Raw genomic sequence first — 521 nt, 5'->3', positions numbered from 1 at the left:
CGGGTCAGCAGCCGCAGTTGGCGAGGCCCCAGACGAGGGCACCGGCCAGACCGAACAGCACCACCAGGTAGATGACGAGCGGCCAGCGACCCTTCACAGTAGCCCGCCCTCCTCGGCGAGGGCGTGCTTGCCCGCGGCGATCAGCCGCGCCACCGCGAGCGGCGTGCACAGCGCCCCCGCGGACGGCATCGGCACCGACCAGTACGAATCCAGGCTGCCCGGCTGAAGGGTCGTCCGGTCCAGCCGCGGCACGCCCAAGTACACGTCGCGCCCCAGGCAGTCGACCTCGTCCTCGCGCCACTCCGCGGCCGCCACGTGCCAGGTGGTGGGCATGCTCGCCGGGACCAGCGCGTAGTACCGGCGGCCGGCCGGGTCACAGATGACCGGCCCGTCCTCGAGCGCGAAGGACAGGAACTCGTCGGCCTCCCGCGAGGGGCGGTCGAAGCCGACCGGGGCGAGGGCCACGCGCAGCGGGATCCTCACCGCGGAGAAGATCCCGCCCAGGCGCAACAGGGTCATGC

Annotated in this window: 1 pseudogene; it reads right to left on the bottom strand. The window is 73.3% G+C overall.

Features of this window, described 5'->3' with window-relative positions:
* Window positions 1–93: 93 nt before the first annotated feature.
* Window positions 94–521, bottom strand: a pseudogene (locus tag LPA54_RS36425) (hypothetical protein); the annotation flags it as partial.

Origin of the sequence: Streptomyces sp. DH12 (assembly GCF_020873895.1) — a bacterium.
Lineage (GTDB): Bacteria > Actinomycetota > Actinomycetes > Streptomycetales > Streptomycetaceae > Streptomyces.
This window is presented reverse-complemented; position numbering and strand designations above follow the sequence as displayed.